We start from the raw sequence: 11,764 nt of genomic DNA on the forward strand, positions 1-11,764 counted from the left end.
TTCTCGTCGGGAGGGGTCAGGAGGCGGCGGGGGCGGCGGGGCCGCGCTCGGCGACGACGCGCTGGCCGACGACGGCGCTGACGCCGTCCTGACGCATCGAGACGCCGTAGAGGGCGTCGGCGATCTCCATCGTGCGCTTCTGATGCGTGATGACGATGAGCTGGCTCGACTCGCGCAGGTCCTCGAAGATGGTCAGCAACCGGCCGAGGTTCGCGTCGTCGAGGGCCGCCTCGACCTCGTCCATGATGTAGAACGGGCTCGGCCGGGCCTTGAAGATCGCGATCAGCAGCGCCACGGCGGCCAGCGACCGCTCGCCGCCCGACAGCAGCGACAGCCGCTCGATCTTCTTGCCGGCCGGCTTCACCGTCACCTCGATGCCGGTCGCCAGCAGGTCGTCGGGATCGGTCAGGTGCAGCGAACCGCTGCCTCCCGGGAAGAGGATCGGGAACACCTGGTCGAAGGCGGCCTGGGTGTCGGCGAACGCGCTCGCGAAGATGGTCTGCATCTTGTCGTCGATCTCGTCGATGATCGTCAAGAGGTCCTTGCGGGTGCCGGTCAGGTCGGTCAGCTGTTCGGTCAGGAAGACGTGCCGCTGCTCGAGCGCCGCGAACTCCTCGAGGGCCAGCGGGTTGACCCGCCCGAGCCGGGCGAGCTTCTTCTCGGCCGCGGCGAGCCGTCGCTGCTGGGCCGCCCGGTCGAAGGGCACGCCCCGAGGAGGCGCGGCGTCGGCCGCCGGGAGTGTCGCGTCACCGACGTCGCCGGCACCGTGAGGTGGGCGATCGGCGGCACGGGCGGCGCGCTCCCCCGCGGCGTCGTCCTCGCCCGCGGCGTCGACGTCGAGCAGGTCGACCTCGTCGTCGACGGACGGGCGAGCCACGACCTCGTCGTCGCTCGGCACGGGCACGTGCGGCCCGTACTCGGCCACGAGGACGTCCTCGACGAGGCCGAGCTCGGAGCCGGCTCGTTCGAGGAGCCCGGACAGGTGCAGCTTCTTCTCGTAGATCTCCATCTCGAGGCCGTGCACGCTCTCGGTGACGGTGGCGAGCCGGTCGCGCAGCTCGCGCTCGACCCGGCGCAGGGCCTGCAGCTCGGTGTTCTGCTCGGCCCGGGCCGCCTCGGCCTCGGCCAGCACCGCGCGCGCCTCGGCCACCGACCGGGCGACGGCGTCCAGGGTCGGGGGCAAGGCCTCGAGCACGGAGGACGTGGCGGCCATCTGACGCTGCCGCACCACCGTCTGGCGTGCCCGGAGCTCGGCGGCCGCCCGTTGCTCGTCGAGCTGGCGTTGCAGAGCCTCGGCCCGGGCGATCTCGGCCCGGACCCGCTCGCGGACGGTCTCGAGGGCGATGCGGCGCTCGGTCTCGACGGCCCGCGCGGTCTCGACCTCGGCCAGCAGGCCGTCGCGCGACGACGCGTCGAGCAACGGACGCGGGCGGGCGGCGTGCTCGTCGTGGGCGGCCGCGGCGGCGTCCACGGCGCGGCTCGCGGCGTCGACGGCCTCGACCGATGCGTCGAGGGCGTCCGAGAGACGGTCGACCTCGGCCTCGGCGGCCTCGACCCGGGCACGCAGACGACCGAGCTGCTGCCCGTGGGAGGTGACCCGCGCCTCCTCGTCCCGGGCGGCTGCCGCCGCCTCTTTCGCGCGGGTGCGCGTCGCGGCGAGCCGCTCCCGCAGCTCGGTGAGTTCGGGGGCGAGACGCTCGATCTCGGTGGCCACGCCGGTCAGTCGGTCGGCGGCCGCGTCGCGCTCGGCGACGAGCTCGAGACGCGACCGCTCGGCGCCCGACCCGCCGCGCAGTACGTAGTCGGTCAGCACCTCGCCCGCCCGCGTGATGACGGTCACGGGGACCGGGTGGCCGGCGAGTGCCTGCCAGGCCGAGCGCGCGACCACGAGGTCGTCGGCCACGACGGTGGCGGCCAGCAGCCCGAGCACCCCGGGAGGCGCGGTGACGACGGCCGTGGCGGCGACGGCTCCGGTCGGGAGGTCGACGTCGAGCGTCGACAGGGGCCGCACGGGCTCGGCCACGACGACCTCGACCCGGCCGAGCTCGGCCTCGGTGGCGTGCGCGACGGCGTCGACCGCGGCCTCGACGTCGTCGGCCAGAACCGAGTCGACCACGCTGCCGAGCGCCGCTGCGACGGCGGCCTCGTAACCGGGACGCACCTGCACGTGCTCGGCCACCAGGCCGCGGATGCCCGGCCGGCCCGCGGCCACGAGAGCGGCCGTGGCGTCGTTCTGGTCCAGGGCGAGCGACAGGGCGCTCCGCCGGGCCGCGAGGGCGTCGCGCTCGCGTTCGGCCGCGTGGAGGCGGTCGCGCAGCTCGTCGACGCTCGCCGTGAGAGCCGTCACTCGCTCTTCGGCCTCGGCCTGGACGGCGGCGTGATCGACCCCGTCCGCGTCGGCCCGCGGTGACCGCTGCTCGAGCTCGGCGTACTCGGAGCGACCGGCGTCACGACGCGCCTCGGCGGCCTCGAGCGCGGCGCGCTGACGCAGCTGCTCGCCACGGACGGCGGCGAGCCCCGACCGCGCCGTCTCGAGGGCGCCACGCAGGCGGGTCGCCTCGAGGTCGTGCTGCGAGACGAGGACGCTCTGCGCCTGGATCTCGACGTCGAGGGCGTCGAGGGACGCACGGACCGTGGCCAGCTCGGCGCCGGCCGCCCCCACCGCCGCCTCGGCCTGCGAGACGTCGCCGCGCAGACGCTCGGCCTCGTCACGGGCGTCGGCGACCATGCCCGCACTGACGGTGGTCGCCACGGCGGGCTGCTCCGCCTGCTGGGCGAGCAGCTGGAGACGCTGCTGCGCGAGGCTCGACAGGCTGCGCAGGCGCTCGTGGACCGACTCGAGCCCGAAGACCACCCGGCGGGCGTCGTCGACGGCGTCGCCGATCATGGCCTGCTCGAGGCGGTGCTCGCGCTGCTTGTTCTCGTCGAGGCGGTCCTGCAGCACGATGCGCTCGCTCTTGCGCTCGGCCTCGGTGCTCGACCGGGCCGTGAGCGACTCGCGCAGGGCGACGACCTCGTCGGCCAACAGACGGGCGCGGGCGTCCCGGACGACCGCGGCGATGGTCTGCGCCTCACGAGCGATCTCGGCCTGGCGCCCGAGCGGCTTGAGCTGACGGCGGAGCTCACCCGCGAGGTCGCTGAGCCGCGTGAGGTTCGTCTGCATGGCCTCGAGCTTGCGGAGGGTCTTCTCCTTACGACGACGGTGCTTGAGGATGCCGGCGGCCTCTTCGACGAAGCCCCGGCGGTCCTCCGGGGTGGCACGCAGCACGGCGTCGAGCTGCCCTTGCCCCACGATGACGTGCATCTCGCGGCCGAGGCCGGAGTCGCTGAGCAGCTCCTGCACGTCGAGCAGCCGGCAGCCCTCGCCGTTGATGGCGTACTCGCTGCCGCCGTTGCGGAAGAGGGTGCGGCTGATCGTCACCTCGGTGTAGTCGATCGGCAGGGCCCCGTCGGAGTTGTCGATCGTCAACACGACCTGCGCCCGACCGAGCGGGCCGCGGGTGGAGGTGCCGGCGAAGATGACGTCCTCCATCTTGCCGCCGCGGAGGTTCTTCGCCCCCTGCTCGCCCATCACCCAGGCGAGGGCGTCGACGACGTTGCTCTTGCCCGAACCGTTCGGGCCGACGACGCAGGTGACCCCCGGCTCGAAGGCGAACGTGGTCGCCGAGGCGAACGACTTGAAGCCCTTGAGCGTGAGGCTCTTCAGGTACATGCGCCGCGCCTCCTCGGGGCTCGTGACGGGTGGTGGACGGGGCGGACCGGGGCGCCGACGGCAGGTCGTGACCCGTTCTCAAGGATACGGGTGGAGGCCCCGCCGTCCGGGGAGGCGGGCGGCGGCGGACGGCGCAGGGATCAGCGCGTGCGCACCCGCTGGCAGCGGGGGCAGAAGTGGCTCGAGCGGTTCATGAAGGCCTCGCGCACGATGGGGGTGCCGCACCGCGGACAGGGGCGTCCCTGCTGCCCGTACGCGGCGAGGCTGTGGCTGAAGTAGCCCGACTGGCCGTTGACGTTGACGTACTGGGCGTCGAAGCTCGTCCCGCCCTCGCCGAGCGCCTTGAGCAGCACGACCCGCACCTCGGCCAGCAGCACGCGGGCACGCGCCCTCGACAACGACTCGGTGGGCTGCTCGGGATGCACCCGCGCGGCCCAGAGACTCTCGTCGGCGTAGATGTTGCCCACCCCGCTCAGCAGACCCTGGTCGAGGAGCGCGCGCTTCACCCCGGTCCGGCGGGCCAGCAGACGGGCGATCATCCGCGACTCGTCGAAGGCCGGGTCGAGCGGGTCGCGTGCGATGTGCGAGACCTGCTGCGGGACGCGGCGCACCCAGGCGGCCGGATCGGCGTCGCTGCCGGCGGTGGTGATCGGCGGGGCGTTCGTCCCGGCCTGGAGGGCAGCCTCGCCTGCGGCCTCGACATCGGACCCCAGGAGGCGCGGGCCGGCGAACCCCGCCGCCCGCCCGTCCTGCGTGGGCACGGTCTCGTCGAGGGCCATCGAGCCGAAGATGCGCTGGTCGACGAAGGCGAGTCGCACGGGGCCGAGCGACGGACTCTCGACCTCGAGCCGGATGCGCATCAGACGGTCGGGCTCGGCGTCCCGGCTGCGGAGCAGCACCTGACCGCTCATGCCGAGGTGAGCCACGAGGGCCAGGGGCTGCTCGTGCGGCTCGGCAGGCTCGAACGGGAACCAGAGGAACTTGCCCCGGCGGACGGCCGAGTCGATCGTGCCACCGACCAGCCGGTCGACGAAGTCGTCGCTCGGACCGCGGTGCCGCTTGAGCGACCGCTGGTCGAGGACGTCGACCGCCGTCACCACGGCACCGGCCACAACGGGGTGCAGACCGGCCCGGACGACCTCGACCTCGGGCAGTTCGGGCACGGTCAGTCGGCGGAGGCGGCGGCCCGACGGGCGGCGGCCACCCCGGCGGCCGACGCGTTGAGGGACGTCCAAGCCCCGAGCGCAGCGGCCATCTCGGCCTGCTTCTTGCTGCTGCCCGACCCCTCGGCGACGCCCTGCTCGTCACCCAGGGCGACCACGGCGTGGAAACGCTTGTCGTGATCGGGGCCGCTGTCGGTGACCGAGTACGAGGGCATGCCGCGACCCAGGGTCGCGGCCAGCTCTTGCAGGCTGGTCTTGGGGTCCATCGCGGCACCGAAGCGGTCGGGGTCGACGAGCAGCGGCGCCACGAGACGCAGCACGAGCGCAGTGGCGGCTTCGCCCCCGGCCTCGAGGTAGGTCGCGCCGATGATGGCCTCGACGGTGTCGGCCAGGATCGAGTGCTTGTCTCGACCGCCGGTCAACTCTTCGCCGCGACCGAGGCGCAGGTACGGGCCGAGACCGATGATGCGGGCGACCTCGGCCAGGGCGACGGTGCTGACAAGGCTGGCTCGACGCTTGGCGAGGTCTCCCTCGTCGAGGTCGGGGTTCTCGGTGAAGAGCATGACCGTGACGGCCTGACCCAGGATGGAGTCGCCGAGGAACTCGAGGCGCTCGTTGTTGCCGACGCCGCTGTGCTCGTACGAGTACGACCGGTGTGTGAGCGCCTGGTCGATCAGGGCGTCGCTGAGCTCGATCTGCAGCCGGGACAAGAGAACAGCCCGGTCGGCACCAGGGCTCGACTCGGGCTGACTCATGCGCTCACCGCGAGGGTGGACGGGTTCACGTCGGTGATCAGACGTCGGCGACCTTGCGGCCCTTGTACTCCATGTACAGAGCGGTGCCGGCGCTGTCCTCGACGACCTTGGCACGGTGCGGGAGGCTGTAGGTGACCTTGCCGTTCTCGATCGTCTTGACGAGCTGGACCGGCGTGGCCTTCCACTGCGAACGACGAGCGTGCGTGTTGGAGCGTGACTGCTTGCGCTTCGGGACGGCCATGGGTTTCTCTTCTCTCTGTCGGCACCCTCGCGGGTGCCTGGGTCTGACGATGGTGGGTGACGCGGTGGTGTTCAGTGCTGCTCGTCGGCCGGGCGCTGGTCGTCGTGACCGGTGCCCTGTGACGTGCCGTCGGCGGGTGCCGATTCAGCCTGGAACCCTGCCAGTGCCGACCAGCGGGGGTCGGCGATCTCGCGGGGCTGGTAGTCGGGGATGTCGTCCACACGCTCGCCCGTTTCGGGGTCGAGGCCCGGACAGTCCGGCCGACAGACCGGCTGGAAGGGCAGTGACAGAACCACTGCGTCTCTGACCACGGGTTCAAGATCCACGTGATCGTCTTGAACCTGATAGTCAAAAGCTTCGTCGACATCGTACGCGAAAACCTCGGCGAAATCGACTTCGACGGGCTCGGAGATGTCGCGGAGGCACCGGCTGCACTCACCGACCGCCGTGCCCGAGACGTGGGCGGACACGAGGATGCCGTCGTGCAGCCCCTCGAGCTTGACGTCGATCGCGATCTCGGCACCCTTCGGCACCGAGATCTGGCCCTCGCCGAGTTTCTCGGGCACGACGACGTCGAGCTCGTGCTCGCGCATCTCGCCCGGACGGTGCACGAGGTCGAACACCGGGACGGTGTAGGGGGTCTGGGTGAAATGAGGCACGAGGAGGGAGTTTACGCCGTCGAGCCGGACGCCGCCTCCGTGCCCCCGACGAGCGACCGCGGTGCGACGGTCGCCGTGAGGCGCTGCCCCGGGGACGAGGAGGCGCGGAGCCCGTCGATCACGCGACGCGCGTCCGCCTGCACCTGCCGGGCGGCCGGCTCGGCTCCGAAGCGCTCGGCCTGCAGGGCGTCCAGCAGCGCGACCGAGGCGACCCGCGCCTCCTCGGCCCTGGTCGACCGGCCGGAGGACGGTGCCGTCGCCGTTCCGGTCACGGCGCCCCCTGCCCCGAGGCGCTGCGCCAGCAGGTCGACGACCGCCGGCGGGGTCATCGCGGCCGTCACGGGGACACCCAGGTCTCGAGCCGTGTCGACCACCTCGTGCCAGGCGTGCAACGCCAGGTCGGGCGGGGACGCCGACAGGCGACGTCGTCGACGGCCGGCGCGCAGACCCGAGGGGACGACGAGGGCGGCGAGCACGAGCGCCGCGAGCACCGAGAGGGCGATCGACGGGACGGGCCCGACGCCGGAGCCCGGACCGGAGGCGGCGGACGTCGGCGTGGCGCTCGCGCTCGGAGCCGCGCTGGTCGGGGCGGTCGAGGCCGAGGGGGCTGTGCTCGCGTCGGGGGCGGTGCTCGCGTCGTCGGCGGGGACGTCGCTCGGCTCGACGCCGGTCTGCTGCAGGTACTGCTGAGGGGCGCCGAGGCCGACGGTCGGCTCGAAGGGGACCCAGCCGAGCCCGGCGAAGTACAGCTCGGGCCAGGTGTGCAGGTCGTCGCTGCTCACCCGGAACGCGGCGTCGTCGCCGACGCCCTGCAGGTCGCCCGGCAGGAAGCCCACCGCGACCCGCGACGGGATGCCCAGCGTCCGGGCCATGACCGCCATCGCCGAGGCGAAGTGGACGCAGTACCCGCTGCGGACCTGCAGGAACGTCTCGATCGCGTCGAGGCCGCTGCCGTCGTAGCCACGCTGGACCGGGGTGTCTTCCGAGTACGTGAAGTCGCCGTCGCGGAAGAAGTCCTGCAGCTCGACGGCCGCGTCGAACGGGTTGGCCGAGCCGGCGGTCACCTCGGCGGCGAGGTCGGTGACGGTCTGCGGCACCTCGTCGACCGAGAGGTAGGGCGCCATGTCGGGCCCCGTGTCGTCGAGCGATGCGACGACCTGCTCGGGGCTCGGGTCGACGGGCCGGCTCGTCACCTCGTACTCGAGACCCTGCGTGCCCTCGGAGTCGCTGCGGACGGTGACGCCGCTCTCGTCGACGAACCGCCACTGGTCGTCGAGGCCCTCGATGGTGGTCGGTGGCACCGGGACGGGCAGGTAGGGGCTGCGCAGCGCCCCGATCGTGACGTCGGTCGTGACGTCGCGTCGTGCGGTGCCCGGATCGATGCCGGGAGCGTCGGGCAGGGTGTTGAGCGTGTTGAGCGGGTCGAGCGGCACGTCGGCGGGACTCCACGTGCGACCCGAGAAGTCCACCAGGTCGACGAGCTTGAGATACGTGCCCTGCCGGTCGTCGGTCCGGTACGACAGGACGGTGACCGGGGCACCCCGCCGCAGGTCGTCACCGAGGTCGATGATGGGGTTCACGCCGGTCGCGAGGCCGGTGCCGGTGCCCGAACCGGTCAACGGCGCCACGCCCGTGAGGGGGACGACGGCCGTCAGCAGCCCGGCCACGGCGACCGACGCGGCGGCACCGACCAGACCGGCGCGCGAGGGTCGTCGTCCGGTGGAGACCATCAGCAGCACGAGGTAGGCCAGCACGGTCGCCACCACCCAGGGCCAGCTCGTGACGACGCCCGGCACGAAGGTCGGCACGGCCAGCACGAGGGCCGGGAAGACCCCGGTCACGACCGGCAGCTGCCCCACCGACGACAGCAGGTCGGTGACGACGGCGACCACGAGCACCGAGAGGGCCACCGTGACCAGCAGGCCGTCGTTCACCGCGACCGGGGCCGATCCCTCGACGATGGCCGCGTTCGCCTGAGCCGAGAGCTCGGGGATGCGCGCGAAGGTCGCCCCTGTCGGCACGACCCCGAGCAGGGCCGTCCCCCCGGAGGCGAAGGCCGTCGTGACGAGCGCGCCGAGGACCGCCCCACCGACGACGCCCACCCAGGAGGCGCCCCCCAGCGCTCGCACGGCGAGGGACGCACCCAGCACGACGGCGGCCACGACGGCACCCGCGACCCACCAGCCGACCCCGACGAAGACGGGGTGCAGGCTCGCGAGCGAGAGGACGAGCACGAGCCAGAGCAGGGCCGAGGTCTGCCAGCGGGCCGCGCCCGCGGGCTCGGCCCCGAAGAACCCCACGCGGGTCGGCGAGTCAGTCATCGAGGACCCCCGAGGTCGTGATCAGGCGACCGACGTCGACGCTCGAGTCGGTCTCGACGACCCGCCAGCCGGCGTCGCGCAGGGCATCGGCGACCTCGTCGGGGGCGAGCACGCGGTCGTCGCCCCGGCCCGGCCCGTCGGCGAGGCGTGCGGGTCGTGAGGTCAGGCCGGCGCCGAGGGGCAGGGCGGCCGTGACGACGACGGCGACCGCCGACGACCCGGGAGCCCTCGAGGCGACGAGCAGCTCGAGGTCGAGCCGACCCAGACCCGAGACGACCGCCACGACGGGCTCCCGGGGCGACGGGGCGGGAGCCGGTGCCCCGAGCGCGTCGTCGAGCCGCAGGTCGGCGAGGTCGTCGAGGAACCCCGTGGTCGACTCGGGGTCGTGCCGGGCGACGAGCGTGCCGCCGGGTGTCGTCAGCACGGTCGCCGACCCCGCGTGGCCGATCTCGACCGCGATCGTCGCGGCGAACGAGACCGCCCACTCGAAGGCGTCGCTGACGAGCGGGATCGCGGCGGTCGCCGGCCTCACCCGGACGCCGCTCGTCGGCGGCACCGTCGGGCGAGCGTCGGACCATCCCTCGGCCGCGACGGCGACGACGACTCGCGCGCTGGGCAGGCCGTGCTGCTCTTCTTGCCGGACCATCAGCTCGCCGTGCCGGGCCGTCGCTTTCCAGTGCACCCGACGCATCGGGTCACCCCGGCGGTACTCGCGCGTGACCGGATCGTCCTCGCCACCGGCCAGGCTGTGCTCGCGCTGCCGTCTCGACCCGTCGCCCAGGGCCCGGGACTCGCGCCCCAGCCCCACCTCGACGACATCGGGGACGACGACGAACTCGGCCACGCCGGCCGCCACGACGCGTCGCCGGGCGACGCCGTACGACTCGACGAGGTCGACGTGCAGGGGTCCGATGCGGTGCCGACCGCGCGGCAGGTCGTGGTGGCGGAAGACCGCCGAGGAGGCGCGGCCCGGCACGAGCAGGACCGCCGCGGCCTCGGAGTCGGACAGTCGTCCGAACGGCAGCTGCTCGCGGACCCGCACGGTGCCGGAGGTCCGACCCCCGCGGGGGAGGACCGTGACCGTCTCGACGGCGGACCACCCCGCGACGCCGCGGTCGGGAGTGAAGCGACGCGTGACCCGCACGTCGGCCGTGCGGAAGAGCAGGGAGACGGTGACGGCCACGATCAGGACGACGAGCGTCGAGCCGGCGAAGACGAGGGCCGGGGCCTGCACCAGCCAGCCCACGAGCACGACGAGCACCCCGGCGGCGAGCACGCCGACGCCACGGCCGGTCGGCCTGGGGACCCCACCCCGTCTCACGGTCAGCGCGCGTCGGTCGCGTCGCCGAGCGGGACGGGAGTCTGCTCGACGACCTCGGCGACGAGGTCGTAGGCCGCCGAGACGGCCCCCGCCCCGGCTCGGCCGGCGAGGATGACCCGGTGGCCGAGGACGGGCCCGGTGAGGGCGTCGACGTCGTCGGGGACCACGTAACCGCGGCCGTTGAGCGCGGCCCAGGACTTGGCCGCCCGCATGAGCTGCAGGGTCGCCCGGGGGCTGGCCCCGAGACGCACGTCGGGGTGGACGCGTGTCGCCTGGACGATCCGCACGGCGTATTCTTCGACCGCCTGCGCGGTGTAGACCGTGCGGACGGCTGCGATCATGCGCGTCAGCTCGTCGAGCGAGACGAGCGGGCGCAGGGTGTCGAGGGGGCTGACCCGCTCTCGCTGCTGCAGCATGCGCAGCTCGCTGCGGGCGTCGGGGTAGCCCAGGGAGATGCGGGCCATGAACCGGTCGCGCTGCGCTTCGGGCAGGTTGTAGGTGCCCTCCATCTCGACGGGGTTCTGCGTCGCCACGACGAGGAACGGCGAGGGCAGCGGGTGCGTGATGCCGTCGACCGTCACCTGACGCTCTTCGAGGCTCTCGAGCAGCGCCGACTGGGTCTTCGGCGAAGCACGGTTGATCTCGTCGCCGATGACGACGTTGGCGAAGACGGGACCGGGCTTGAACTCGAATCCGCCGCTCTGCCGGTCGTAGACCGAGACTCCCGTGATGTCGCTCGGCAGCAGGTCGGGGGTGAACTGGATGCGGGTGACGGTCGCGTCGACCGCCTTGGCGAGCGCCCGGGCCAACTGCGTCTTGCCGACGCCCGGGACGTCCTCGATCAACAGGTGGCCCTCGGCGAGCAGGACGGTGAGCGCCGTCGAGATGGCGCCGTCCTTGCCGTCGATCACGGTGGCCACGGCCTCGAGGATGCCCCTCGCGCGCTGCTGGACCTCGGCGAGCGACATCGTGGGACCGGAGCCGGTCGCGCGGACGGCGGCGGGCTCGACGGTGGGGTCGTTGGTCGTGGTCATCGCGGCGTCCTCGTCGGGTGGGTCGGGGTCAGGTGGTGCTGAGGTAGGCGGCGACGGCCTCGGGCACGTAGGGCGACACGTCCCCGCCGAGCGAGGCCACCTGCCGCACGAGCGAGCTCGACACGTGCGCGTGGGCCGGGTCGGGGAGCAGGAAGACGGTCTCGACACCGGCGAGGCTGCGGTTCATGATCGCCATCGGCGTCTCGTAGGCGACGTCGACCTGCGAGCGGATGCCCTTGACGAGCACGCTCGCCCCGACCTCGGTGCAGTAGTCGACGAGCAGCCCGACGCTCCAGCTGTGGACCGTGACGGTCTCGGGCAGCCCGGCCGCGCGGAGGGATTCGGTGAGCAACGAGACCCGCTGAGCCAGGGGCAGCAACGCGCTCTTCTCGGGGTTGTGCACCACGAGGACGTGGACCTCGTCGAAGATGTTGGCGGCCCGGGCGATCACGTCCACGTGACCGAGGGTCACGGGGTCGAACGAACCCGGCACGACGGCGATCCTGCTCATCCGGTCACTGTATCCCGCCGACCCCGGACGGACACCCAGGGCGACGG

9 protein-coding genes are annotated in these 11,764 nt (G+C 73.2%); all 9 read right to left on the reverse strand.

All coding sequences use genetic code 11. The features are described from left to right. Positions 1-16: 16 nt before the first annotated feature. The 9 genes from SJY14_RS11840 to coaD all read right to left on the reverse strand — a co-directional run bounded on the left by SJY14_RS11840 (position 17) and on the right by coaD (position 11,717). A complete protein-coding gene (locus tag SJY14_RS11840) occupies positions 17-3,712 on the reverse strand; it encodes an AAA family ATPase (RefSeq protein ID WP_396599011.1) in 3,696 nt (1,231 codons plus the stop codon). A 140-nt stretch (positions 3,713-3,852) separates the two neighbouring features. After that, positions 3,853-4,875, reverse strand: coding sequence for an Fpg/Nei family DNA glycosylase (locus SJY14_RS11845; RefSeq protein ID WP_396599012.1), 1,023 nt, complete (start codon positions 4,873-4,875; stop codon positions 3,853-3,855). Positions 4,876-4,877: 2 nt separating this feature from the next. Further along, positions 4,878-5,630, reverse strand: coding sequence for a ribonuclease III (rnc, locus tag SJY14_RS11850; protein WP_071254238.1), 753 nt, complete (start codon positions 5,628-5,630; stop codon positions 4,878-4,880). A 37-nt stretch (positions 5,631-5,667) separates the two neighbouring features. Then, positions 5,668-5,871: a 50S ribosomal protein L32 gene (rpmF, locus tag SJY14_RS11855; RefSeq protein WP_043593937.1), complete on the reverse strand. Its 204-nt coding sequence runs from the start codon at positions 5,869-5,871 to the stop codon at positions 5,668-5,670. A 71-nt stretch (positions 5,872-5,942) separates the two neighbouring features. Further along, on the reverse strand, positions 5,943-6,464 hold the full coding sequence (locus SJY14_RS11860; protein WP_082486437.1) for a DUF177 domain-containing protein: 522 nt from the start codon (positions 6,462-6,464) through the stop codon (positions 5,943-5,945). Between the two features lie 77 nt (positions 6,465-6,541). Beyond that, positions 6,542-8,851 (reverse strand): transglutaminaseTgpA domain-containing protein, encoded by a 2,310-nt coding sequence (locus SJY14_RS11865; protein WP_396599013.1) that lies wholly within the window; start codon positions 8,849-8,851, stop codon positions 6,542-6,544. Then, entirely contained in the window at positions 8,844-10,127 is a 1,284-nt protein-coding gene (locus tag SJY14_RS11870; RefSeq protein ID WP_396599014.1) for a DUF58 domain-containing protein, read from the reverse strand. The genes SJY14_RS11865 and SJY14_RS11870 overlap by 8 nt, the downstream gene beginning before the upstream one ends. A gap of 47 nt (positions 10,128-10,174) precedes the next feature. Continuing rightward, a complete protein-coding gene (locus tag SJY14_RS11875) occupies positions 10,175-11,206 on the reverse strand; it encodes an AAA family ATPase (protein WP_369700689.1) in 1,032 nt (343 codons plus the stop codon). Between the two features lie 28 nt (positions 11,207-11,234). Continuing rightward, a complete protein-coding gene (gene coaD / locus SJY14_RS11880; protein WP_054145631.1) occupies positions 11,235-11,717 on the reverse strand; it encodes a pantetheine-phosphate adenylyltransferase in 483 nt (160 codons plus the stop codon). Positions 11,718-11,764: the final 47 nt, after the last annotated feature.

Origin of the sequence: Frigoribacterium sp. R86507 (assembly GCF_044597695.1) — a bacterium.
GTDB lineage: Bacteria > Actinomycetota > Actinomycetes > Actinomycetales > Microbacteriaceae > Frigoribacterium.